This window comes from Mammaliicoccus fleurettii (assembly GCF_002018435.1).
In the GTDB taxonomy this organism is placed as follows: Bacteria; Bacillota; Bacilli; order Staphylococcales; family Staphylococcaceae; genus Mammaliicoccus; species Mammaliicoccus fleurettii.
This window is the reverse complement of record NZ_MWJM01000001.1, coordinates 22,942-45,994: the sequence shown is the minus strand read 5'-3', so window position 1 is coordinate 45,994 and position 23,053 is coordinate 22,942. Positions and strand designations below refer to the sequence as shown.

The window sequence follows — 23,053 nt, the reverse complement described above, 5'->3', positions numbered from 1 at the left end:
ATTAACCATTATTCAGCGCTTTTTTAGCTGCATTTTGCTCTGATTCTTTTTTCGTTCTACCTTGTCCAGTTTCTAAAGGATTACCATTTAACAATACTTCTGAAGTAAATAACTTATGATGAGCTGGACCACTTTCATCTAACAAATTATAAGTAATCGTACCTTTATTGCGACGATGCATAAACTCTTGTAATTCAGTTTTGTAGTCTCTATTAGCCGTATAACTGTCATCTATAACATGTGGATATACAACTTTATTTAAAAATACTTCTACAGTATCAAGACCTTTATCCAAATATAATGCACCAATAAACGATTCAAAAGCATCAGCTATAAGAGAAGGTCTTTCACGTCCACCCGTTTTCTCTTCACCTTTACCTAATAAAAGTAATTCATTCATATTCAAACTCATTGCAAATGTTACAAGTGATGGTTCACATACAATTGATGCGCGCAGTTTAGTGAGCTTACCCTCTGGAAGTAATGGGAATTTCTTATACAAAAACTGTGACACCGTCAATTCTAACACCGCATCTCCTAAAAATTCTAATCGCTCATTATGACTTAGTTTATCAAGTTTAAAATCATTAATAAAACTAGAATGAGAGAACGCTTGTACATATATATCATAATTTCCAAATTCGATATCGACTTCATTCATGAACTCATCGAATCTGGCTTTAAACTGGGTTATGATTTGTGATTTATTTTTAAACATGCCTTTCCTCCTTAACATTATGTTTCCTATCTATTTTACGTTATATTTCATAAAAAAAAAAGAATATTATCATAAAGAACAATAACAGTTCATAATCTATATACATATTACAAATAAAGGAAAGAATATAAACATATATCTAATAGAATGCATAAAAAAACTGCCAACAAAATATAAACTTTGTCGACAGTTTGAATTAATTAACTTACATTTAATTAGTTTGGTCTGATAAACCACATTTCACTTTCGTAATCGTGTGTAATTCGCTGAGCAACCTCAGTCTTATCAGTTCCACCACCATACCAATTTTGATCAAGACTTTGGAATTGCATTAAGTTTCCATCAGCATTACCATTTAATACAATTGCTGTATGACCTGCTCCAGAACCAAAATCTCCATTAAATACTACAATATCTCCAGGTTTTGCAACAAATGAAGGTGAATTCTTATAAACTGTAGCTTCACCACTAAAATTATTAGCTGTTGGAATATCTTTTGCATAATCACCGTGTAAACCATGACCATATAAATAATTCCAATAGTAGTTCACAAGATCAAAGCACTGCCACCCATAATAGCCATCAAAATCCCAGCCTTTACCTTCTAATGAATAAATATAATTCATGGCAGCTGTTGAAGATTTCGCAACTTCTTTTTGGACCTTGCTCGATTTTTTATCATAATCTCTATGTTCAATTTCTACGTTCTGTATCTTAGGTGTTTTGTCTTTAGATGTATCACTACCGCCGCCATCTTTAGCATCAGCATCCATATTCATATTCAGTGCAGTCAAACTCGTAAATGCGATCGCTAACAATAATTTAGACTTAATTTTCATACATCCCCTTTAACATTATGTATTTAATATTCCTATTTGGAATATTAAAACATTTTAACATATATAAAGTATACTGGATAGGTTATATAGATTAAGTATAGATTCCAATTTTTGTAAATTATTCAATTAAAAACATAAAAGTAACTGTAAAGAAATCTAGTGTCCTAGAGTTCTTTACAGTTACTTTTATGTTTGATTTTATTTATCTTGTCTTATACTTTTAAATAAATAAAATAAATATAAAACCCCAAAGCAGCAAAAAATAACTATAAATATATTAATAATTATGCTTAATATATTTGGTGTAGGTAAATAGGAAAATAAGAACAACATTGGTATAAAACATATAAATTCTAATAATGTTATACTTTCATATATTTCTTTTAAATTGTTCACAATATACCTCCTGTCTAACTTAGTATTTTACATGCATCATTCCCTCTCTTGTAATAAGTTTTAAATTCTAGTATAGCTATTTTATCTTTTTTACATTATATACCAATTTACCTTTTATTGTAAGAATTTGAATACCTCTTAAAAATACCCACAATACAGAAATCACGGAGGTATAGATGTTTCTCTTTAAGAGCGATTCAGATGGTGTTTCGCTAGAAGTATGAATGAAAAACTTATCAAAGAAGAAAGTGAAGAAATACTAAATCATAATAGTGACTCTCAAGTTATACATGAAGTATATAATAAATAATTAAAGGCTGAGACAAAATTTGTCTCAGCCTTTCTCAAATATAGAATTATTTTTCTAATGATTCAATATATTTAACAGCGTCACCAACTGTGTTGATTTTTTCTGCTTCCTCATCAGGGATTTCCATATCAAATTCATCTTCTAATTCCATTACTAATTCAGCGATATCTAAAGAATCAGCACCTAAATCATCTTTAAATGAAGCTTCAGGTGTTACTTTTTCAGCGTCTACGCCTAAACGATCTACAATAATTTCTTTAACTTTATCGAAACTTGCCATTCCATTCACCTCCTTTAAATAATTGTCTATTCTATATAATAAGAAATACAATTTCTCTTACTACCATGTATTACTATATAATAAATCCTATTGCATGTACATTCCGCCATTAACATGAATTGTTTGACCTGTTATATAACTTGCTTTATCGCTTGCAAGGAACGCTACAGTATTCGCAATATCACTATCTTCACCAAATCTTGCTAATGGTATTTGTGACTTCATTTGTTCTTTTAAATCATCTGATAGTTGATCTGTCATATCTGAAACGATAAAACCTGGGGCTACAGCGTTACAAGTTATACCTCTTGATGCTAATTCTCTTGCGAAGGTTCTTGTCATACCTTCTACACCTGATTTAGTAGCAACATAGTTTACTTGACCAGGATTACCTAAAGCACCAACGACACTTGAAAGGTTGATAATACGGCCTGACTTTTGTTTTAACATAGGTCTTGTAACTGCTTGAACACAGTTAAATACGCCTTTTAAATTTGTGTTAATTACGTCATCCCATTCATCTTGTTTCATTCTCATCAATAAATTATCTTTTGTAATACCTGCATTATTTACTAATACATCAATTGTTCCAAATTGATTCGTAGTTTCTTTAATCATAGCTTTTACTTCATCAATTTCACTAACGTTAGCTTGTATAGCAAATGCATCTACACCGAATTCTTTTATTTCAGAAACAACTTGTTCAGCTTTTTCTTTGTTTCCTGCATAGTTTACGACTACGTTATAGCCTTCTTTACCAAGTTCTAGTGCGATTTTTCTACCAATACCTCTAGAAGCACCCGTTACGATTGCTGTTTTTGTCATTATTCATTCCATCCTTTAATATCATCAATAGTTTGAATTGATGTTATTTTAACATCTCGGCTAATTTTTTTGACTAAACCAGATAAAACTTTATTCGGACCTACTTCAATAAAATGATCTACACCTTGATCAATTAAATATTCGATAGATTGACTGAATTCTACTGGTGAAAATAATTGTTTCACCATGTTTTCTTTTATTACTTTATGGTCTGTTTCAGGTTTTGCATAAACATTTTGAACGATTGGATGTTTCGCATCTTTCCATTCAAATTGGTCAATATAATTTTCAAAATCTTCAGCAATTGTTTTCATCATTGAAGAGTGAAATGGCCCTGAAACTTTCAATGGCATAACACGCTTTGCTCCATGTGATTTACCTTCTGAGACTAATTTATCTATTAATTCTGAATGTCCAGATACGACAATTTGACCAGGGCAATTAATATTTGCAGGTTCAATTAATTTATCTTCTGTAGATAATTGCTCACATATAGCTCTTACTTCATCAATATTTAGTCCTAAGACTGCAGCCATAGAACCTACGCCTTGTGGAAAAGCTTCAGACATTAATGTACCACGTTTATGTACAATTTGAACTGCATCTTCAAATTTTAATACACCTTCTGATACTAATGCTGAATATTCCCCTAAACTATGTCCTAAAGCAAAGTCATAATTTAAATTTTCCAACGCGTTCATTAGTGCTGAACTATGTGTTAATAAAGCTGGTTGAGTATATTCTGTTAAACCTAAAATTTCTTCTGGATCTTTAAACATTATTTCAAGCAAATCAAAAGATAATGATTCATTTGCTCTATCTAAAATGGATGTTGAATTAATTTCTTTTTGATATAAATCCTCGGCCATCCCTACTTTTTGAGAGCCTTGACCTGGAAACATAATGGCAACTTTACTCATTTATTTCACCTACTGCTTTCTTCATTTTATCTACTATTTTAGTATCTGCAGCTAGTTTAGCTTGTTTAATCGCATTATAAAAAGCTCGTTCGTTTGATGATCCATGTGCTTTTACGACGATACCATTCAGTCCTAATAGAACGGAACCACCATATTCGGCATAGTCCATTTTATCATTAATTTTTTTAAAATCTTTTTTCAAGGTAAGTGCAGCTAGTTTATTTTTAGTTGATGCAGTCATTGCCTCTTTTAACATTTTAAATATACCAGTTGCTGTACCTTCTATTGTTTTTAATACCAAATTCCCGTTATATCCATCTGACACAACAACATCACATGCATCTAAAAGTAAAGATTTTGACTCAACATTACCAATAAAATTATCAAATTTTTCTTCTTTTAATAATTGATATGTTTTTTTAGTTACAGCATTACCTTTAGATTCTTCAGTACCTATATTTAGTAAGGCAAGTGAAGGATTATCGATTTTTCTAACTTGTTTTGCATATATCTCACCCATTTTTGCATATTGAACTAGGTGTTCAGGTTTAGCATCTGAGTTTGCACCGATATCTAAAAATACAAATCCTTTTCCTGTTACTGTAGGAAATGTAGCTACTAACGCTGGTCTTTCTATACCTTTAATTCTACCTACAATAAATAATCCACTACTCATCAACGCACCCGTATTACCAGCTGATACACACGCTTCTGCTTTCCCTTCTTTAACAGCATTAGCCATCAAAACCATAGATGAATTTTTCTTTTTCTTTATAGATCTTACAGGTTCATCATCCATAGTTATCACTTCATCTGTATGTTGAAAAGTTATACGTTCATGTTGATAGTTATATTGTTTTTCATCTCCATACAATAAAATTTCTAATTCTGGAAAGTCATGAATTGCTGTTTTTACCGATTCTATTACGATACCTGGTGCTTCGTCTCCACCCATCATATCTATCGCAATTTTAACCATTATTTTCACCCTCGTTCGAATAATACATTTCAAATTGTCCTTGGAAAACAAGTTCCCCATGAACAGTACTTGTTACTTCAACTTTAGCTATATGTTTAGATTTACTAATAACAGTAGCTTTAGCGATTACTCTATCTTTTAAATTTACTGATTTTTTGAATTGAACATTACTCTTAGTAGTTAATGCTAATTCGTCATTGATTAAAGCTACACATAACGAATTTGCTTGAGCAAATAAATAGTGACCTCTCGCAATTTTATTACGTGTAAACACATGTTCTTCTTTAATATCTAAAATTGATATAGCGGATTTATCCAGCTCAATATCAATAATTTCCCCTATTACATCTTCAATGGGCAATGATTTAATTTCATCATGATTTTGTGTTGCTACGTCTTTAATACGTCGTCTTAATTCAGGAATTCCTAGCTCCATTCTATCCAGTCTAATAGTTTGGATGCTTACTTTAAAATATTCACTTAAAGTTTCGTCAGTTATGAAAGGTTCTGCTTTCAAACGATTTGTTAATTCCTTCTGGCGATCTGCTTTCGATAATTTCATTTCATCCATATCCATTCTATTATGTACTTATAGCTAAAATTAGCACCTGCTATCATGACCTACTTTATTTATACTAACACGGGTATAACAATATACTCAACAAATAATACAATAAAAAAGAGTGAAATTTAATTTTTCACTCTTTTAATATAAATTATGATGATTTTTCCTCTACAGCAGTATATATCATACGCTCTTCAAATAATAAAGTTTCAGGATTATAAGTATCACAAGTAATTAATGTTAATTGGTTAGGTTTACCTTTGTGTTCATTCAAAACTTCAACTTGACTAGGTTTAACATTTTTTATGTTATTGATTTTGTATTTTTTTGTACCTTTAACTGTAATGAGCTCAACGCTATCTCCGACTTTAGCTCTATCTAAATTATTAAATCTAATACCTGCCCCTTCGACACGATGACCAGCTATTGCAACATTTTGCTCATTAAGTTGTTCATTTTCATCAACTAATGACAGACCATTTTTCAAATTCTGTTCCGTTGCTGGACCTTTAAATATAGGCTCAGATATATCTGCAGATGGCACTTTTAAATAGCCAACCATATTATCATTAACTTTGAGTTTATTCGTTTCAGTCTTCGTAATCCACGATTCAATCGGATTCACTTTAACTTTATCATTTTGATTTTCATATGATTCAATCACTTTATCATTAACGCGTTCCGTAAAGTAAGTTCTAATATCATTCCAGAAAAATATTGAAATAGCTGTAATGATTAATAAAATTCCTATAATTTTTAAAACCCACCTCATGTATCTTACCTACTCTCAAATTATGGTAATTATAATTTATACAATCCATCTATTGATGTCAATCAAAATTTTGTTCTTCCATTGATTCTTGAACAAGCATTCTTAACTTATCATATTGTGGTTTAAAAAATTCACCCGACTGAACTAATTCACTTGCTTCATCTCTAGCGACTTCCAACATTCTATAATCTTCAACAATATTTGCAACTCTAAAGTCTGGCAATCCACTTTGTTTTACACCAAAGAAATCACCCGGACCTCTCATTTCTAAGTCTCTTTCAGATAAGTAAAATCCATCAGTTGATTCAGTCATAATATGCATACGTTCTACTCCACTTTCAGTTTTTGGAGATGCAACTAAAGTACAATAACTTTGGTGATGACTACGACCTACTCTTCCTCGTAATTGATGTAGTGTAGATAAACCAAATCGATCCGCATCATAAATGACCATATATGTTGCATTAGGGACGTTTACACCTACTTCAACAACCGTTGTAGATACTAAAATTGCTATTTCATTATTGCTAAATTTATTCATAATTTCATCTTTATCGTCAGCATGCATTTTCCCATGAACAAGTCCTACTTTTTCAGAACCAAATCTTAACTGCAACTGTTCATATATTGCTACAACATTTTGAACATCAAGTGCTTCACTCTCTTCAATCAATGGACATATAACATACGCTTGACGTCCCTTTACGATTTCACTATTGAGTTTATTTAACACATTATCTATCTCATCATGTTTAGCCCATGATGTTATAATTTCTTTACGACCTTTAGGCATTTGTTTGATTGAAGTAACGTCCATTTCTCCAAATGCTGATATTGATAAAGTTCTAGGTATTGGTGTTGCAGTCATAAACAACACGTTTGTATCAGCACCTTTTTCTCTTAACTTTTTCCTTTGATTCACACCAAAGCGATGTTGTTCGTCAATAATAACTAAACCTATTTCATTAAATGATACATCATCTTGTATTAATGCATGTGTACCCACTAAAATATCAATTTCTCCAGCTTCTAACTGCTCTAAAAGTATTTTTCTTTTTTTACCTTTAACTGAACTTGTTAATAAGGCTACATTTAACTTTCCACCAAACAATTCATCTAAGCTAATTGCATGTTGTTCAGCAAGTATAGCTGTTGGAACCATTAAAGCACTTTGTTTACCAGCATTATACATAGCATATATTGCTATAGCTGCAACAACCGTCTTACCTGATCCTACATCACCTTGTAATAATCGATGCATTTTAATAGGGGCTTTTAAATCTCTAAAAATTTCATTCACGCTATTTTTTTGAGCATCTGTTAGTTCGAAAGGCAATGTTTCAATAAATGATTTCACTTCATTCACGTCATAATTGAGTCCTTCAATTTTATTAGATTCTTTCTCCAATTTACTTAACCACTTCATTTTGAGCTGAAATAGAAATAACTCATTAAATGAAAATGTACGACGAGCTAATTTTAAATGCTCAAACTGTACAGGTTTATGTAATATAGGTATGACATCTTTTAATGACATTAATTTATATTTTGTCATTAATTCTGGAGATAACCATTCGTCTATATCAACTAGACTTAATGCTTGCTCTATATATTTATTAAGTTGCTTTTGTTTAAGCCCCTCTTTCGATCTATATATAGGGGTTAATGCATTGCCACCATCTTCTTTTTCCGCCATAACTTTTTGACCTGTTATAACTTGTTTCTTTTGTTCCCATTTGCCCTTCACCGTTACCGTTTCACCCATTATGAGTCTTTTTTTCAAATATGGTTGATTAAAGAATGTTACTTTTACAGCTATATTATCTATCATCATATGGCATGTTAATTTTGATTTATTTCTACCAAAAAATGCAACAGTTGGACTAGAATATACTTCTCCTATAACTGTTACAACATCACCATCATTAGCTTCATTTAAATTGATGACTGATTCATCTTCATAACGAGTTGGTAAATACAGTACAAGGTCTTCTAAAGTATAAATATTTAATTCATTTAACAGCTGAAGACTTTTCGGTCCAACACCTTTAAGTTCTTGCAGTGTATGGTCTGTATATATCAGATGTTGCTTTCTCATTTTTATCACCTATATTAATTAATACTCTAATTATAGAACAAATATTTATGATTAACCAATCGAATTCATTTTACAAACAATTGTGTAGAACAATTAACCTTATATATAAACAAAAAAGAGACTGTGACAATAAAGTTTTGTCATAGCCTCTAAATATCCATTCTAGTTACCAAATATTTCTTGTTTTAATCTTTCACCTGTCGGCGTACCTGCCAAACCACCACGTCCTGTTTCACGTAGAGCTGATGGCATTGTTTGCCCAATTTTATACATAGCTTCTATTACTTCATCAGTAGGTATTCTTGATTTCACACCTGCTAATGCCATATCAGCTGAAATAACTGCATTTGATGCACCTGCTGCATTTCTTTTAACACAAGGAACTTCTACTAATCCTGCAACTGGGTCACAAACAAGTCCGAGCATATTTTTTAAACTAATTGCAAATGCTTCTGCAGATTGTTGAGGTGTACCTCCAGCCATTTCCACTGTTGCAGCTGCACTCATTGCAGCTGCAGAACCAACTTCTGCTTGACATCCACCTGCTGCGCCAGAAATAGATGCATTATTTGCAACGACAAAACCAAAAGCACCTGTTGTAAATAAGAAATGAATCATATCTTCTCTAGTTGGATTCAATCTTTTTTTAAGTGCAAACAACACACCAGGAGCGACGCCTGCCGAACCTGCTGTAGGTGTTGCACAAATTTTACCCATTGCTGCATTAACTTCATTTGTAGCTACTGCTTTGCTAACAGCATCAATCATTAAATCACCTGAAAGTGACTGACCACTTTCTAAATATTTTTGTAATAATACAGCATCCATGCCTGTTAATCCAGTTGTAGATGATACACCATTAATCCCACGTTCTATCGCTTTTTCCATTGTATCTAAATTGCGTTCCATATTTTGATATATTTCTTCTTTGGAGAGCTTCGAAACACGCATTTCCTGTTCAATCATGACTTCGTATATTTTTTTATTTTCTCGTTCACAAATTTCTATAAGTTCTTTCACACTTTGGAACATGATAACCCTCCTTCTATTATTCCCCCATTAATGACACTGTTTGTACACCATCGATATCTTTTATTTTCCCTAATACATCTTCTGGGATATCATCGTCTAGTTCACAAGTCATTAAAGCAAGTTCACCTTTTTCTTTACGGGCAACTTGCATACTTCCAACATTAATTTGATGATCACCAAATACATTTGTAACTTTTCCAATCGTACCAAACGTATCATTATGGAATACTAATAATGCTGGATAATTCCCACTGATCGCGATTTGGAAACCATTTATTGCAACGATTTCCACTTTACCGCCACCAATAGAAATACCTTCAACTGAAATTTCCATTTCTTTATTTCTCATACTTATTATTGCAGTATTAGGATGCGATCTTTCCTCGAACATTTCGATAAAGTTAACATCTATTCCTTGTTGTTCAGCTTCTTCTAAGCTCGTTTTAATTCTGTCGTCATCAGTATCATAACCTAAAATACCTCCAACAAGTGCAACATCTGTTCCATGACCTTTATATGTTTCCATAAAAGACCCGTACAAATATATATCTATATGATCTGGTTTCCCATCAAATAACCCTCTAGCTATCAAACCAATTCTAACTGCTCCTGCAGTATGTGATGAAGATGGTCCAACCATGACAGGACCTATAATGTCAAAGACACTTCTATATTTCATCAATAATCACTCGCTTCTCTTTTAATTTCACCTTATCATTATAACAATTTTAATACATTTTGTAAGCGTTTTAGAATATAAAAAACAACAATGCTTTTTGTTTAACATTGTTGTTTTTTTATTTAACAAAATTATTCTACTGAGAATAAGAATGAATAGATCGGTTGATCACCTTGATGTACTTCTACTTCAACGTCTTCATAGTTTTCTTCAATGTATGATTCTAATTGAGCAACTTCGTCATCAGAAGCATCTTCACCTTTTATAATTGTAAGGATTTCACTATCTTCATCAATCATTTCATCGATTAATTTCTTACTAACTGAAAGATGATCAGCATCACTTACTTTAATACTGCTTTCATGTATTCCCATGTATTCGCCTTTTTTAATAGTTATACCATCAATATTTGTATCTCTAACAGCATAAGTTACAGATCCAGATTTAACAAAACTCATCGCTTCTTCCATTTGAGCTTTGTTTTCTTCAATTGATTGTTCTAAATTAAGGTTTAACATCGCTGAAAGTCCTTGAGAAACTGTTTTTGAAGTCACAACAGCTACTGGAATATCAACTAAATGTCCTACTTGCTCAGCTGCCATTATAATATTTTTATTATTTGGTAATATGATTGCATTTTTACAACCAGATTGTTTAACAACTTTTACGATATCTTCTGTTGAAGGATTCATTGTTTGGCCACCACTTATTACATGTGTAGCACCAAGTGATTTGAATAACTTAGTTATACCTTCGCCCATAGAAATCGTAATAATAGCTGTGTCTACAGCTTCTTGTTGCTGTTCTTGCTTAATTTTCTTATCTGCACTTTTTCTAAGTACTTCTCTATGTTGTTCACGCATATTTTCGATTTTAATTTTGATAAGTTCTCCGTACTGGCTGCCATATGTAAGCACTTCTCCCGGAGTTTCTGAATGCACATGAATTTTAACGATTTCATCATCTGAAATCACTAATAAAGAATCACCAAATTGACTCATATCTTCTCTAAATTGGTCTTCATTGAAAGGTTTTTTATCTTTTCCAAAGCGAACCATAATTTCAGTACAATAACCAAATACGATGTCTTCTGTATTCATAACACCACCAAAATCGTGGTCATCATTTATAAATTCATCAGTATTAACTTTTTCTTTATTAGGTTCAATTTTTTCACCTTTTAAAGTTGCTAAGAAGCCTTCGTATACAAACATCAAGCCTTGTCCACCACTATCAACTACACCGACTTCTTTAAGTACAGGCAATTGATTGGGTGTATTTTCTAACGCTTTTTGTCCTTGTTCAATTACAGCTTCCATAATTGTAATGATATCATCTGTCGTTTCTGAAGAATTCATAGCTGCTTCACCTGCAACTCTCGCTACAGTTAAAATAGTTCCTTCTACTGGCTTCATAACAGCCTTATAAGCAGTGTTAACACCAGACTGGAAAGCTTTAGCAAATTGTTTAGCGTCAATTTCACTTTCATTCTCAATTGATTTTGAGAATCCTCTAAATAATTGAGATAAGATAACACCTGAGTTACCTCTTGCTCCCATTAATAAACCTTTTGAAAATACTTTACCCACTTCACCGATATGTGCGCTATCTTGAGATTTCACCTCAGCAGCACCAGATGACATAGATAAATTCATATTTGTACCTGTATCTCCATCTGGAACTGGAAATACGTTTAAAGAATCTACAAAGTCTGCATTGTTTGATAAACTGTCTGATCCTTGAACGATCATGTCAGCAAACAATTTGCCGTCAATCTTTTTCATACTCTAATTGCCTCCCTATGCTTCCTCATCATCATTAATAACTCTAACACCTTGGATATATATGTTTACTGCGTTGACTTTTAAATTTAATGATTGTTCTAAAGTATATTTAACAGCAGATTGGACATTGTTTGCTATTTCTGAGATTTTCGTACCATAACTCACAATTATATACATATCTACATCAAGTACACCTTCATTTTGAGATACAATAACACCTTTGGCATAATTGTCACGTCCTAGAATTTCAGCAATTCCATCTCTTACTTGGTGTTTACTTGCCATTCCTACGATACCATAACATTCTACTGCAGCTCCGCCAGCAAGTGTTGCGATAACATCATTTGAAATATCGATACTTCCATACTCATTTGTAATTTCTAAAGTCATGATTACGTCCCTCCTACACATCTAAGTTATAAATAACTATCTTTACTTTTATATGTTCTGTTTAATTATACTTAATAACATACTCAAATCGCAAGAATTCATAATTTTATTCACGTTATTTTATACAACGTTTTCACAAGATATCATTATAACAAATAAATCGAACTTTAAAACACTTTTTCCGAAATTTGTTATTATTTTTTCTGTTTTTTGTAAAAAATCCGTTGAATAAATTATACCTGCGTGTTATATTATTAAAGTGTGTAAACGTAAATAAATGTGTATTTATATTTCATTAAAGGAGGATATTTATGGCTAAAGAATGTTTCGTAACAGGTCGTAAAGCTAGAACGGGTAATAATCGTTCTCACGCATTAAATGCTAACAAACGTCGTTGGAACGCTAACTTACAAAAAGTTAGAATTTTAGTTGACGGTAAACCTAAACGTGTATGGGTTTCTGCTCGTGCTCTTAAATCAGGTAAAGTTACACGCGTTTAATGAATATAAGTCACATATAGTAAAGAGAACCTTTGTGTGGAAGGTTCTCTTTTTTTATTTATCTTTACTTTGAATCACTAATATATTTCCAAGCTCAACTGTTACTTTAGGCTGTTCAAACCCTTCTTTAAACTCATTACTAATAGTCAAAGTCGAACCTTGTTCTAAAGTTGTATATGGTAATTCATATTTAAATTGTTCTAATTTCACACGAATATTTGATGTTAAAGGTACAAAAGAGATATACTTCATACCCTCATTTTGTGAAATTCTATGATTCCCCCGTTTCAAAACATTAATTATATTTTGATGATCAATTAGAGATATTTTAATATCATCTGCTAAAAATTCTGGTTTAGTTAATATTTGAATTGCACCCATAAAGTGATCTAAGCGACCACCAGTTGCTCCATATATCTTAATTTCAGAGTAACCTAATTCGACTGCAAGATTAACTGCTAATGCTAAATCTGTATCATCTTTTTCCTTTTTTACTGGGTCAATTTCAATTTGTTCTTTTATTTGATTTAACTCTTTCTCTGTGACTGAGTCAAAATCACCAACTGCTGCTATAGGTTTTATTTGATGATTTAATAATTCTAAAGTACCTCTATCTACACCTATCCAGTCAGATTGTTGTTCTAGAAAAACACTTTCATCTACATTACGTAAACTACATAATAAATTCACTTTCAAAATTATTCACCCTTTAATTTACGAACTGGTTCTTTATAGTCTTCATGTTTGAAATAATAAGATCCTGCAACTAAAATATCTGCTCCTTGATCTTTACATAATTTTCCTGTTTGATCGTTTATGCCACCATCTACTTCTATTTCATAGTTTAAATTATTATCTTTTCTATATTGATTTAACCAAGTTATTTTATCTAATGTACTTTCAATAAATCCTTGTCCACCAAAACCAGGGTTTACCGTCATGATAAGTACGAAGTCTACATCAACTAGTATTTGAGATAATAGTACTACAGGTGTACCAGGGTTAATAACAACACCTGCTAATTTATTATGTGACTTAATTTGTTGAATTGCTCTATGAATATGGTTTGTTGCTTCATAATGTACAGATACCATATCACTTCCTGCTTCACAAAATAAATCGATCATTTGTTCTGGATTTTCAATCATTAAATGTGTATCAATTGTCATATCTGTTACTTTTCTCAATGATTCTAAGATTGGTAATCCAATAGAAATATTTGGTACGAATTGACCGTCCATTACATCAAAATGAAGTATCTCTGCTCCAGATTCTTTAACGCTCGTTACTTCTTCTTTCAATATTGCAAAATCACATGCTAAAAGTGAAGGTGCTATTTTAACCATTAATATCTTACCTTTCTATTTTGAATTTCTTCAAACAATGTTAAATAGTGCTTATATCTTAATTTATAAAATTCTTTTTCTTCGATAAGTTCTTTTACTGCACACTTTGGTTCGTTAATATGTGTACAATTTCTAAATTTACATTCTGACTTGATCGCTTCAAATTCTGGAAACAGGTCAGCCAACTCTTCTTTTTCTATATGAGAGAAATCTAAAGCACTAAAGCCAGGTGTATCCGCTAAGTAACCATCTTCCATTTCATACAATTCTACATGTCTTGTCGTATGTTTACCTCTATTAAGTGCTTTTGATATTTTATTTGTTTCCAAGTTTAAATCTTTAAATAGACGATTCATAATTGTTGATTTACCGACACCTGATTGTCCACTTAATACAATTATACCTTTGATTAACGGTTTAATAGATTGTGTTAAATCATCGTCTTCACCAACAAATAGTGTTTCATAGCCGACTTCTTCATAATTTTTTAATATTTCTTCTATTTTACTAATTTCAACTTTATTTGCTAAATCTTTTTTAGTGACGCATATTATAGGGGTAATATGATATGAATGTACCACTACTAAAAATCTATCTAACAATTGTTGACTAAATTCAGGTTCAATCGCACTAATCACTACAATGACTCTGTCTATATTAGAAACAGGTGGTCTTAATAAAATATTTTCTCTTGTATGGATATGATGAATATAACCACCAGTCTTATTTTCAACTTGAAAATCTACTATATCTCCTACTACTGGAGACATTTTCTTCTTTCGAAATAAACCTCTAGCTTTTGTAATATATACGCCATCACTAGTTTGAACTGAATAATCGCCACTAATTGATTTTATTATACGACCAGTTTTCAATATAACACCTGCCTCACTTTATTTTTATTATACCAAATGAGGATAACTTTATAGTCATCACACATTATTTTTGAACAAAATTGTAACTTTAGTACCTTTATCAACTTCACTATTAAAGAAAATATGAGCATCATGATGTTCAACAATAGAATCAACAATCGATAAACCTAGACCATTACTATCAACATGCACATTATGTGATTGATCCCCTTTATAAAATCTATCTTTAATCTGACTTAATTGTTCTTGTGACATTCCATAACCTTCATCAATGATTGCTACAGTTATAAAGTCATCTTGTTGAAATACTTTAATTTGAATCATGCTATATTCTGGAGAATATTTAATCGCATTATTTAAAATATTATAAAATGCTTGGTATAACAATTTATTATTACCTTGAATTACTATTTCTTCCATATCAAAAATTATAGATACTTCTTTCTCGTCTAATAAATAATTTAAATTTCTGACGACTTCTTTCATAATTTTATTTAATTCAACAGTCTCATTAAATGAAAGGTGTTCGCTATTATCTAATTCAGATAATAATAATAGTTGTTTCGTCAAATTACTTAAGCGATATGCTCTACCGTATATATCCTCTATGATTTGTACTCTTTTACTTTCAACTTCTTCGTATTCTAGTTCTCTTAACAAACTTAGAATAGATTGTAATGGGGATTTTATTTCGTGAGATACGTTTTGTACAAAAGATTGGCGCATTGTTTCAAGTTGTTTTAACTCGTCTCTCATTTCAATAAATCTATATTGTAGAATTCCGATTTCATCGTCTCTTGTTACTTTAATTTGCACATCAAAATCACCTTTACCTAATGACTCTGTCGTCTTCATTAATCTTCTGATTGGCGTAGCAAGTGAGTGACTTGAAAACATCACTAACACTAATGAAATAATGACCAATAGCACAAGTAAAATCGCTAAAAATATTCTAAATTCACCTAGCATTAAGCCGACACTTGGTCTTAAAAACAGAGCATATTCCGCTCCTTGATGCTCTAATTTCACACCAACAGTATTTCGTGTTTCATTGTCAAAGAACCCTGTTATAAAAATATTAAATGGGCGTTCTTTTATTCCATGATACGTGTTACTACTCAATACTTGTTTAACAGCTTTCTCATTTAAATTATATTTTCTAAAATGATCACCATAATATGTTGCTTCCATCTTATCATCGTATAAAATAGCTTGATAATGCAGTTCACTTAAATGTTGTAAATATGCATTCAAATCCAATTCATTATCTTTATCAATATACTTTTGAACTTGTTTTAAAGTTTTTGTAACTTTATAGTCATTCTTTTCTTTTAAATCTATGTGATAGTATATATTTGTCAGAATAAACCCTAAAATTGAACTGACTGCCATAACTACGATTGTATAAATTGTAATGCGCTGTGCTAATGATTTAAACTTCATCTTCAAGCACCGCCTTGTAACCAACGCCTCTCACTGTTTTTATCAAGACATCGCTCTCCAACTTTTCTAGTCTTTTTCTTAATCGCTTTATATGGACATCAAGTGTTCGTTCATCACCTTCAAAATCTATGCCCCATACGACCTCAATAATTTTATCTCTTTGCAATACTTTATCTTTATTTCTCATTAAATAATCCAAAAGTGCAAATTCTTTTTTAGGTAGCAGCATTGATTTCTGATTAATTGTTATTTCCATATCAACAGAATTCACAAGCGTGTTTCCTATTTTTAATTCACTTGAAGAATTAATTTTAAACCTTCTTAAAACAGCCTTAATTCTAAAGAGAAGCTCTTTCATTTCAAATGGCTTAGTGACATAATCATCTGTTCCGGCTAAGAAAGCATTTTCTTTATCACTCAGTTCATCTCTAGCAGTTAACATGATAACTGGAATATCAAAACTTTCTTTAAGCGTTTGGCATAATTCAAAACCATTCATACCTGGCATCATAATATCTACAACAGCTAAGTCTATATATTTATGTTCAACAACTTCCAATGCTTCTTCTCCGCTGAGGCTAGTTACAACATTTATATTTTCACGTTCTATTTCTCTTTTCAAATCATTTAATATAAATCGATCATCATCGACTACTAAACAAGTTACCATGTTATCACCTCTTTCCTATAATGATACCAAATATGTTGTGTATTTATTACAAAAAACTCAAATATATAACGCTTCACTTAAAAAAAGACTACCAACAAATTATATTTTTTGTTGGTAGCCAATTACATTTAACTATTTGAAATAGCGTAAAGTTATTAAACAGATTCTACGTTACGGTTAACTAACGCATTTACATTTTCAATAATTGTTCCACTTACAACTCGACCAGGTAATTTGTTTAATTTCACAGATAAATCTTGGTCTTGTTTCATATCATATGAAATATTTCTTGCGAAGTATTTCATTGATTCTTCCATAATGATGATTGTCATCCATTCACCAGCACAACGGTGATTTGTATTATAATCTCCGCCACCTTGTGGAATTAAATCAAACGGACTACCATCCCAATCACTGAAACGGTTAGGATAGAATCTTTCAGGATTTTCCCATAAACCTTCTTTATGCAATGTTCCGTAAATATCCATTATTAAGAAAGTATCTTTTTCAATAGTATATCCATCAAATTCAATATCAACTGCCGCTTTACCAGGTAAGAATGGCACGAAAGGATAGAATCTTCTTACTTCTTGCACAAATTTATAAGCATAGTCATCTTCGTTATTGAAGACTTTTTCAGCTTCTCCTGGATAGTCATGTAACGCTTTAACACCAAAGCTAACGAAACGGTTAATCGCTACTAGAGGACGTACTACGTTCATTAAATCAATAGCACATAATCTAGAATCCATTAAGTTACCTTCGAAATCTTCCCAATGACTAAATTCATGTAAAGCTGTACCTTGTGGAGGCGTTAATTTGCCTTCACGTACCGCAATAATTTGATTTTCAAGGAAAGTTTCAACTCTAGCTCTAGCTTGTTTAGCTTCTTTATAACCTTTAAATGCTGTACCGATATTTTTAAATGAATCTATCATTGTATCCATATCTTTCGCGCAGCTTTCAATTTCTTCTGGAGAAGCAATGATACCAGCCCATCTAAATCCTACTTTAGTTAATAAGACTATAGATTCTTTATAAACATTTACTTCATCCATTCTTTCCATACGTTCAGTATTCATAAACCAAGTACTACGTGTAAGTTCTCTTAAGTAGTCTAAGTTCTCTTCAGTCATTAAAGACATAAATAGAGCTTTACGGTCTATATGTTTTTTACCACCAGTAGTATGTATAGCACCTTTACCGAATAAAGTATTTACAACACGTTTAGGTAATGTTCCTTGTCTTTCAATTAACTCATTGTTATAAAAAAGCTCTGCAGCTTCTTTACCGCTAATTACTACTGTTCTTCTTCCGCCTAAAGCTCTTAATTCGAAAATATTAGAATCAAATTTTTCAAGTCTACTAGGCACATAATTATATCCTTCTTTTAAAACTTTAAATGTACTATCAAGCCCTCGATCTTTTGGTATTTGCTTACCCATAAAATCATTGCCCCCTAAAAATTATTGTAAATTTCATATACTTACATATTATTTCATTTTCTTGGAAAATAATCAATCAACTACTATTATCAATTGAAAATTTTATATCTTTATCTACAATTGCGTGTCTTTTTGACCATTCGATTAATATTTCCGGGTATATAACTTCATCTTTTATTTCATTGTTCACATTCTCGACAGGAAACGTTAATACAAATCTTTGGTCTATAACTTCATCTACTAAATTAAAAAATTTCAAATTACCTTTAGTTGGTCGTCCTACAAGATTAACAATTCCCGAATTTGATACTTTATAAACTAACCATTCAGCTGCATTTTCAGTATCTTTATCAATTAAAATCGTTATTTTTTCAAAACGACTTAAACCAATAAAGTCGATTTTATTGTCATCAAAATATTCCCAGTTACCTGAAGGTTGATCCATTAAATTTTGATAAAATGCTTGTTCATTCATTTCTTCGCATTGTTTAAAAATTCGTTCTATTTTTTGTTTATATAACGATTTATGTCGTTCACGGTCAATCACTATATGTGTGTCACTAGTTAATATTGTTTCTTGATTGCCAATTTCATAAAAATATGGAATAAGAAATTCTGCAATACTTAATTTATCAAAAGTTGCTTTCCTAAAATCAAATATTATATCCTTTGATGACTGTTTAATTTTGGATAATTGATATAAAGCTTCCACAGTTTGTTCAAACGTAATATTACCAACAAACTCTGCAATAGGTGTATTTTCTTTAATATACACATTGATCGAAGCCTCATCATTTAATTGATACTTTTTCAATTCAAAATGATAATACTGATTGCTTCTCTTTACATCCACTTCACTTTGAAACGTCAAAATATGTTCCCATTCTTCACGATGATAAGGTTCATCGCCTAACAAACGTTTATATCGCTTCCTACAAAATTCTATAGGATCTCCAGATAATGTTACAATTTCATCGCCTAATACAAAGCGAATATCATTTATAACTTCTGTTACTACAAGCGAATCTTTAGTTGCTCTAACTTTAATGCCAACTTGTTTTTCAGGTTCTTTTAAAGATTTTATTTTCGTATTAAATAGACCAATATCAAAGAAATAATTATTCATTACTTCTATAAATACTTGGTCCGTTAATTGTGGTGAAGTAACGATATTTTTATATTCGTCATAGATATTATACTTCTCATCAATATTTTGAATAGCATGTTCAACCTGTTTGTGCATATATTCATACAAAGATACATATGGAAGCATATTTTCACCTCGGATTCATTTTCTAAATTTTACTAATAACCGCTTATTAAATCAATTAAAAATATAAAAAATTATAAAAAAAGCTACTTCCACAACTAACATGTCTAAAAAGGATGATATCAAGACATTGGCAAGTTATGAAAATAGCTATATTATTAATTAAAAATCATCGTAATCGATTGTATTGCTTTCTATTTCTTTACCGTCTACTTCTACACGATATTCAGCTGATTCACCTTTAGGAATCGTGAAATCAATACTTTTCGTTGTATCTTTCTTAATAGTAAATGAATCAGATACTTCTTTTATATCATTAGTTTTATCTTTTACAAAAATTTCTACTTTTTGACCTTTATTCTTATCTGATCCTGTAAAAGGTATATAAACAGATTGAGTATAAGTCTTGTCTCTAAGACTGTCTTTATCATCAGATTTGTCGCCTTGCTTATCATCAGATTTGTCGCCTTGCTTATCATCAGATTTGTCTTTGTTAGAGTCTTTGCCTTTTGACACATCAAGATATATCGTGGATTCAACAGGTAGTTGACCATTTTTAAATGACTGCTTAACTACAGTATCTTTTGATTCTTCACTGTCAACCTCATTAGTTTCAACTTTAAATCCTAATGATTCTAGTTCAGAAGTTGCTGTCGCAACCTCTTCACCAGTATAGTCTTTAACATATTCTTGTTGTACACCTATTGATTTTGTTAATATAATCATCGTGTCTTTAGGCACTACTTTACTACCTGGTTCAACATTTTGGTTAATAATTGTACCATTTTCAGCTTTGTCATATTCTTCTTTTATTCGAACAGATTCAAAGCCTTGCTTCTCTAATTGCTTTTTAGTATTATCAGCTGATTTACCGACGTAATCCTCTATTGTAAATGTCTTAACACCTTTTGAAATAACTAAATCAACTTTAGACATTTCTTTTACTTTCGTACCTACTTTAGGTGTAACTTTCATAACTTCGCCTTCTTTGAAGTTATTACTATAGTCTTCAGTGATTTTTCCTTTACGCAATCCTTTTTCATTTAATAAAGCAGTTGCCTCACCTCTAGATTTGCCTAGTAAGTTTGGTACGTCTTCATATTTAGGTGCCGTTAAAGCAAATCCTATTGCTCCAACTAGCATACATAATAAAAGAATTGGTACAAAGACAATTAACCATTTGTTTCTTTTATGTTTAGGTTTTTCATTTTCTTGATTTACACTGTTTGAAGTACTGTGACCTGTATCTGCAACTGGAACTGTCTTGGTTTGGTCTCCATTGTCATCAGTTTTTACGACAGGTATTGTCTTTGTTTCAGAACTCGATTCGTATCTTGGTGTTTCATCTTTACGCTCTTCATCTAAAGCCGTTAATAAATCATTATACATTTCATTAGTATCACGATACCTTAAAGCTTTTTCTTTTTGTGTTGCTTTCATTATAACGTTTTCTAAACTTTGAGGTACTGATGGTCGTTCATTTCGAACAAAAGGCAGTTCTTCTTGAATATGTTTAATTGCAACACTTACAGGTGTTTCTCCATTAAATGGCGGATGTCCTGTTAACAATTCAAATAATACGATACCAATTGAATATATATCAGATGATTCATCAGTAGATTGACCTTTAGCTTGTTCAGGAGATAAATATTGAACTGATCCCATTACATGATTCGTTTCAGTCAATGCAGTTTCACTTAAAGCTCTAGCTATACCGAAATCTAATATTTTTAAAGTACCCTTTTTAGTCATTAAAATATTTTGTGGTTTTATATCTCTATGAATAATTCGATGATGATGTGCATGTGCAATGCCTTTTAATATTTGAAGCGTCATTTCTACCGCTTCTTCTGCAGATAACTTACCTTCTTTACATAAATACTCCTTTAATGTAGGACCATCTATATATTCCATAACTAAGTAATAACAATTATCATCTTCTTCAACGTCCAACACATTCACAATATTATTATGACTCAAAATAGTTGTGTTCTGAACTTCTCTTTCAAAACGTTCAACTGCTTTTTCTTTTTCATATGGCGGTATATTGATGACTTTAACCGCTACATCACGGTTTAAGATGTTATCTTTTGCTAAATAAACATTACTCATGCCACCGCCACCTAGATATTTCACAAATTCATAGCGACCGGCGATTATGCGACCTATCATATTTTCCCACCTTCAAATGGGTATAATACTAAAGAAATATTATCTTTACCTTCAGCTTCAACGGTTTCTTCTATAAGTGTTTCACCTATATCTTCCGTTGAACCTTTATGAGTCATAATAATTTGTTGTACATCATCTTCACGTAAATAATCAGTTAAACCATCAGAATTTAATAAAAGATAGTCATAATATTTAGTGTTATAGTAAAAAACATCTGGCTTAACTCGTTTATCTGTACCCATTACTTTCGTTATTATATTTCTTTGAGGATGTGTAAAAGCCTCTTCTTTAGATATTTCTCCAATCGTAACAAGATGATTAACAAATGTATGATCATTTGTTAATTGCATCATTTCACGACTGTTAATCAGGTAAGCACGTGAATCACCTATATTAGCAACAACGATATCTTTTTCATATACAATTATACAAACACAAGTTGTACCCATGCCTCTAAATTCTTCGTTGTTCATAGACTCGTTATATAATTGTCTATTAATATCTGCAAGATTGGATTTCAACCAATCTTCAGCATGATCATATTCAATATAATTTTCTTCTTCGAATCTATCCTTTAGTGAATCATTCACAAATTGACTTGCAACTTCACCTGCAGCATGTCCACCCATTCCATCACAAATCACTAATAGGACTTGCCCAGTTTGGTTCGTGTAGATACCACCTGCATCTTCATTTTGTTCTCGAAATTGACCGACATCTGTAAAAAAACGTGCTTCCATGATTT

24 protein-coding genes are annotated in these 23,053 nt (G+C 31.4%); 1 reads left to right on the top strand and 23 read right to left on the bottom strand.

All coding sequences use genetic code 11. The features are described 5' to 3' along the window. Position 1: 1 nt before the first annotated feature. The 14 genes from rnc to B2G86_RS00160 form a co-directional block, all read right to left on the bottom strand. Entirely contained in the window at positions 2–718 is a 717-nt protein-coding gene (gene rnc / locus B2G86_RS00220; protein ID WP_078356122.1) for a ribonuclease III, read from the bottom strand. Between the two features lie 215 nt (positions 719–933). After that, complete coding sequence (locus tag B2G86_RS00215) at positions 934–1,557, bottom strand: CHAP domain-containing protein (protein WP_078356121.1); 624 nt, start codon at positions 1,555–1,557, stop codon at positions 934–936. A 198-nt stretch (positions 1,558–1,755) separates the two neighbouring features. Beyond that, on the bottom strand, positions 1,756–1,953 hold the full coding sequence (locus B2G86_RS13465) for a DUF6007 family protein (RefSeq protein WP_142242917.1): 198 nt from the start codon (positions 1,951–1,953) through the stop codon (positions 1,756–1,758). Between the two features lie 356 nt (positions 1,954–2,309). After that, entirely contained in the window at positions 2,310–2,543 is a 234-nt protein-coding gene (locus B2G86_RS00210) for an acyl carrier protein (RefSeq protein WP_078356120.1), read from the bottom strand. An 87-nt stretch (positions 2,544–2,630) separates the two neighbouring features. Continuing rightward, the gene (gene fabG, locus B2G86_RS00205; protein ID WP_078356119.1) at positions 2,631–3,368 is read right to left on the bottom strand and encodes a 3-oxoacyl-[acyl-carrier-protein] reductase; all 738 of its coding nucleotides are present in this window, start codon (positions 3,366–3,368) and stop codon (positions 2,631–2,633) included. Continuing rightward, entirely contained in the window at positions 3,368–4,288 is a 921-nt protein-coding gene (fabD, locus tag B2G86_RS00200; RefSeq protein WP_078356118.1) for an ACP S-malonyltransferase, read from the bottom strand. Before fabD ends, fabG begins: the two co-directional genes overlap by 1 nt. Continuing rightward, positions 4,281–5,267 (bottom strand): phosphate acyltransferase PlsX, encoded by a 987-nt coding sequence (gene plsX / locus B2G86_RS00195; protein WP_078356117.1) that lies wholly within the window; start codon positions 5,265–5,267, stop codon positions 4,281–4,283. The genes fabD and plsX overlap by 8 nt, the downstream gene beginning before the upstream one ends. Then, positions 5,260–5,829: a transcription factor FapR gene (gene fapR, locus B2G86_RS00190; RefSeq protein WP_078356372.1), complete on the bottom strand. Its 570-nt coding sequence runs from the start codon at positions 5,827–5,829 to the stop codon at positions 5,260–5,262. The genes plsX and fapR overlap by 8 nt, the downstream gene beginning before the upstream one ends. A gap of 154 nt (positions 5,830–5,983) precedes the next feature. After that, positions 5,984–6,604 (bottom strand): class A sortase, encoded by a 621-nt coding sequence (locus B2G86_RS00185; protein ID WP_078356116.1) that lies wholly within the window; start codon positions 6,602–6,604, stop codon positions 5,984–5,986. Between the two features lie 58 nt (positions 6,605–6,662). Further along, positions 6,663–8,702: an ATP-dependent DNA helicase RecG gene (recG, locus tag B2G86_RS00180; protein ID WP_078356115.1), complete on the bottom strand. Its 2,040-nt coding sequence runs from the start codon at positions 8,700–8,702 to the stop codon at positions 6,663–6,665. A gap of 162 nt (positions 8,703–8,864) precedes the next feature. Then, a complete protein-coding gene (sdaAA, locus tag B2G86_RS00175) occupies positions 8,865–9,734 on the bottom strand; it encodes an L-serine ammonia-lyase, iron-sulfur-dependent, subunit alpha (RefSeq protein WP_078356114.1) in 870 nt (289 codons plus the stop codon). Between the two features lie 16 nt (positions 9,735–9,750). Then, on the bottom strand, positions 9,751–10,413 hold the full coding sequence (gene sdaAB, locus B2G86_RS00170) for an L-serine ammonia-lyase, iron-sulfur-dependent subunit beta (protein WP_078356113.1): 663 nt from the start codon (positions 10,411–10,413) through the stop codon (positions 9,751–9,753). Positions 10,414–10,544: 131 nt separating this feature from the next. Then, positions 10,545–12,197: a fatty acid kinase catalytic subunit FakA gene (fakA, locus tag B2G86_RS00165; RefSeq protein ID WP_078356112.1), complete on the bottom strand. Its 1,653-nt coding sequence runs from the start codon at positions 12,195–12,197 to the stop codon at positions 10,545–10,547. A gap of 15 nt (positions 12,198–12,212) precedes the next feature. Then, the gene (locus tag B2G86_RS00160) at positions 12,213–12,587 is read right to left on the bottom strand and encodes an Asp23/Gls24 family envelope stress response protein (RefSeq protein WP_016911554.1); all 375 of its coding nucleotides are present in this window, start codon (positions 12,585–12,587) and stop codon (positions 12,213–12,215) included. Between the two features lie 311 nt (positions 12,588–12,898). Here B2G86_RS00160 and rpmB point away from each other — a divergent pair, with 311 nt between their 5' ends. After that, positions 12,899–13,087 (top strand): 50S ribosomal protein L28, encoded by a 189-nt coding sequence (rpmB, locus tag B2G86_RS00155; RefSeq protein WP_078356111.1) that lies wholly within the window; start codon positions 12,899–12,901, stop codon positions 13,085–13,087. Between the two features lie 54 nt (positions 13,088–13,141). On the opposite strand, the gene B2G86_RS00150 is transcribed toward rpmB, so the two are convergent. The 9 genes from B2G86_RS00150 to B2G86_RS00110 form a co-directional block, all read right to left on the bottom strand. Next, the gene (locus B2G86_RS00150; RefSeq protein WP_078356110.1) at positions 13,142–13,783 is read right to left on the bottom strand and encodes a thiamine diphosphokinase; all 642 of its coding nucleotides are present in this window, start codon (positions 13,781–13,783) and stop codon (positions 13,142–13,144) included. A gap of 2 nt (positions 13,784–13,785) precedes the next feature. Continuing rightward, on the bottom strand, positions 13,786–14,433 hold the full coding sequence (rpe, locus tag B2G86_RS00145; protein ID WP_078356109.1) for a ribulose-phosphate 3-epimerase: 648 nt from the start codon (positions 14,431–14,433) through the stop codon (positions 13,786–13,788). Then, positions 14,433–15,308: a ribosome small subunit-dependent GTPase A gene (rsgA, locus tag B2G86_RS00140; RefSeq protein WP_078356108.1), complete on the bottom strand. Its 876-nt coding sequence runs from the start codon at positions 15,306–15,308 to the stop codon at positions 14,433–14,435. Before rsgA ends, rpe begins: the two co-directional genes overlap by 1 nt. Before the next feature lie 57 nt (positions 15,309–15,365). After that, positions 15,366–16,751: a sensor histidine kinase gene (locus B2G86_RS00135; RefSeq protein WP_078356107.1), complete on the bottom strand. Its 1,386-nt coding sequence runs from the start codon at positions 16,749–16,751 to the stop codon at positions 15,366–15,368. Further along, positions 16,741–17,421, bottom strand: coding sequence for a response regulator transcription factor (locus B2G86_RS00130; RefSeq protein ID WP_078356106.1), 681 nt, complete (start codon positions 17,419–17,421; stop codon positions 16,741–16,743). The genes B2G86_RS00135 and B2G86_RS00130 overlap by 11 nt, the downstream gene beginning before the upstream one ends. A gap of 155 nt (positions 17,422–17,576) precedes the next feature. Continuing rightward, on the bottom strand, positions 17,577–18,866 hold the full coding sequence (locus tag B2G86_RS00125; RefSeq protein ID WP_078356105.1) for a cytochrome P450: 1,290 nt from the start codon (positions 18,864–18,866) through the stop codon (positions 17,577–17,579). Between the two features lie 76 nt (positions 18,867–18,942). Further along, a complete protein-coding gene (locus tag B2G86_RS00120; RefSeq protein WP_078356104.1) occupies positions 18,943–20,139 on the bottom strand; it encodes a hypothetical protein in 1,197 nt (398 codons plus the stop codon). Between the two features lie 159 nt (positions 20,140–20,298). Then, on the bottom strand, positions 20,299–22,308 hold the full coding sequence (pknB, locus tag B2G86_RS00115; protein ID WP_078356103.1) for a Stk1 family PASTA domain-containing Ser/Thr kinase: 2,010 nt from the start codon (positions 22,306–22,308) through the stop codon (positions 20,299–20,301). Next, positions 22,305–23,051: a Stp1/IreP family PP2C-type Ser/Thr phosphatase gene (locus tag B2G86_RS00110; protein WP_078356102.1), complete on the bottom strand. Its 747-nt coding sequence runs from the start codon at positions 23,049–23,051 to the stop codon at positions 22,305–22,307. The genes pknB and B2G86_RS00110 overlap by 4 nt, the downstream gene beginning before the upstream one ends. Positions 23,052–23,053: the final 2 nt, after the last annotated feature.

What these genes read in the sequence shown, in the direction of transcription:
- rnc (WP_078356122.1), bottom strand. Translation starts at nt 718, where the DNA reads ATGTTTAAAAATAAATCACAAATCATAACCCAGTTTAAAGCCAGATTC.
- B2G86_RS00215 (WP_078356121.1), bottom strand. Translation starts at nt 1,557, where the DNA reads ATGAAAATTAAGTCTAAATTATTGTTAGCGATCGCATTTACGAGTTTG.
- B2G86_RS00210 (WP_078356120.1), bottom strand. Translation starts at nt 2,543, where the DNA reads ATGGCAAGTTTCGATAAAGTTAAAGAAATTATTGTAGATCGTTTAGGC.
- fabG (WP_078356119.1), bottom strand. Translation starts at nt 3,368, where the DNA reads ATGACAAAAACAGCAATCGTAACGGGTGCTTCTAGAGGTATTGGTAGA.
- fabD (WP_078356118.1), bottom strand. Translation starts at nt 4,288, where the DNA reads ATGAGTAAAGTTGCCATTATGTTTCCAGGTCAAGGCTCTCAAAAAGTA.
- plsX (WP_078356117.1), bottom strand. Translation starts at nt 5,267, where the DNA reads ATGGTTAAAATTGCGATAGATATGATGGGTGGAGACGAAGCACCAGGT.
- fapR (WP_078356372.1), bottom strand. Translation starts at nt 5,829, where the DNA reads ATGAAATTATCGAAAGCAGATCGCCAGAAGGAATTAACAAATCGTTTG.
- B2G86_RS00185 (WP_078356116.1), bottom strand. Translation starts at nt 6,604, where the DNA reads ATGAGGTGGGTTTTAAAAATTATAGGAATTTTATTAATCATTACAGCT.
- recG (WP_078356115.1), bottom strand. Translation starts at nt 8,702, where the DNA reads ATGAGAAAGCAACATCTGATATATACAGACCATACACTGCAAGAACTT.
- sdaAA (WP_078356114.1), bottom strand. Translation starts at nt 9,734, where the DNA reads ATGTTCCAAAGTGTGAAAGAACTTATAGAAATTTGTGAACGAGAAAAT.
- sdaAB (WP_078356113.1), bottom strand. Translation starts at nt 10,413, where the DNA reads ATGAAATATAGAAGTGTCTTTGACATTATAGGTCCTGTCATGGTTGGA.
- fakA (WP_078356112.1), bottom strand. Translation starts at nt 12,197, where the DNA reads ATGAAAAAGATTGACGGCAAATTGTTTGCTGACATGATCGTTCAAGGA.
- B2G86_RS00160 (WP_016911554.1), bottom strand. Translation starts at nt 12,587, where the DNA reads ATGACTTTAGAAATTACAAATGAGTATGGAAGTATCGATATTTCAAAT.
- rpmB (WP_078356111.1), top strand. Translation starts at nt 12,899, where the DNA reads ATGGCTAAAGAATGTTTCGTAACAGGTCGTAAAGCTAGAACGGGTAAT.
- rpe (WP_078356109.1), bottom strand. Translation starts at nt 14,433, where the DNA reads ATGGTTAAAATAGCACCTTCACTTTTAGCATGTGATTTTGCAATATTG.
- B2G86_RS00135 (WP_078356107.1), bottom strand. Translation starts at nt 16,751, where the DNA reads ATGAAGTTTAAATCATTAGCACAGCGCATTACAATTTATACAATCGTA.
- B2G86_RS00130 (WP_078356106.1), bottom strand. Translation starts at nt 17,421, where the DNA reads ATGGTAACTTGTTTAGTAGTCGATGATGATCGATTTATATTAAATGAT.
- B2G86_RS00125 (WP_078356105.1), bottom strand. Translation starts at nt 18,866, where the DNA reads ATGGGTAAGCAAATACCAAAAGATCGAGGGCTTGATAGTACATTTAAA.
- B2G86_RS00120 (WP_078356104.1), bottom strand. Translation starts at nt 20,139, where the DNA reads ATGCTTCCATATGTATCTTTGTATGAATATATGCACAAACAGGTTGAA.
- pknB (WP_078356103.1), bottom strand. Translation starts at nt 22,308, where the DNA reads ATGATAGGTCGCATAATCGCCGGTCGCTATGAATTTGTGAAATATCTA.